This window comes from Microbacterium sp. ISL-103 (genome assembly GCF_018613995.1).
Lineage (GTDB): Bacteria > Actinomycetota > Actinomycetes > Actinomycetales > Microbacteriaceae > Microbacterium.
Window position 1 is genome coordinate 1 of the sequence record NZ_JAGGPD010000631.1, and the last position, 1,056, is coordinate 1,056.

The 1,056-nt window shown below is 67.9% G+C and carries 1 protein-coding gene; it reads right to left on the bottom strand.

The features are described 5' to 3' along the window. Window positions 1-1,056 (bottom strand): FAD-binding oxidoreductase (locus J7E68_RS18890; protein ID WP_215175084.1); only part of this gene is annotated, 1,056 nt, incomplete at both ends.

Here is a 1,056-nt window from a genome sequence, read left to right on the forward strand (position 1 = left end):
CCCGTCGTGCCGATCTCCTGCTCGAGCCAGGGCGCGTGGTCGCGTCCGACGGCGTGATGATGGCTGATGGTGCCTCCGTTCCCGAGGATCGTATCGTTCGTCCGCGATTTGATCCCCTGCCAGAGCTCGAGCGGGTTCGATCGGATGCCGGCCAGAACCGTGAAGTACAGTGACGCGCCCGTCGGATAGACATGCGACACGTGACACATCACGTAGGACTTCGCTCCGTGCTCGGCGAACCCCTCGCGAAGGGCGGTCGAGACAGCCGACTTGAGCGCGTGCAGATTCGACCATGTCGTCGCCGTCTCGAGCGTCTCGCAGAAGACCCCGGCATCGAGAAGTGAATCTCGAAGGTACGGCCCGTCGAAGCGACCGGCGAGCCAGTCCTCAGCGGCCTCCTCTCTCGACGATGCTCCCCCCGCCCCCGACAGCAGCGCGGATGCGCGTGCGCGACGCCCTGCGATGCCCTCCCCCTCGTACACGGTGACGATGCTCGCGCCCTTCGCGAGCGCCTTGCCGATCCTTCCGACCTGGGCGAGACTCACCGCGGTCTCCGCTTCGTCGGAGAGACGGATGACCGTCGGCCCTCCGCCGTGCTGCGCGACCTGCCGAAGCCCCTCGAGACCATGAGCGAAATCGGGGAACGTCCACGATTCGAGCAGTCGCTCGCGCGGCACCGGATGCACGCGCAGCCGAACCTCGGTGATCACCCCGAATATCCCCTCCGAGCCCAGGAACACGCGGATGAGGTCGGGACCGGCTGCGGAACCGGGAGAGCGCCCGAGATCCAGATCCCCCGTGGGCGTGGCCACCCGGATACCGGTCACCATCGTGTCGAACCGGCCATGACCTGCGGAGTTCTGACCCGACGAGCGGGCAGCCGCGAATCCGCCGATCGTGGCGTACCGGAAGCTCTGCGGGTAATGGCCGAGCTCGTACCCGTGCGCGCCCAGCATCGCCTCGGCATCCGGCCCGCTCGTACCGGCGGCCACCACCGCCTCGCCACTGATCTCGTCGAGGCGGATGAGGCCCGAGAGTCGACGCAGGTCGAGGCTG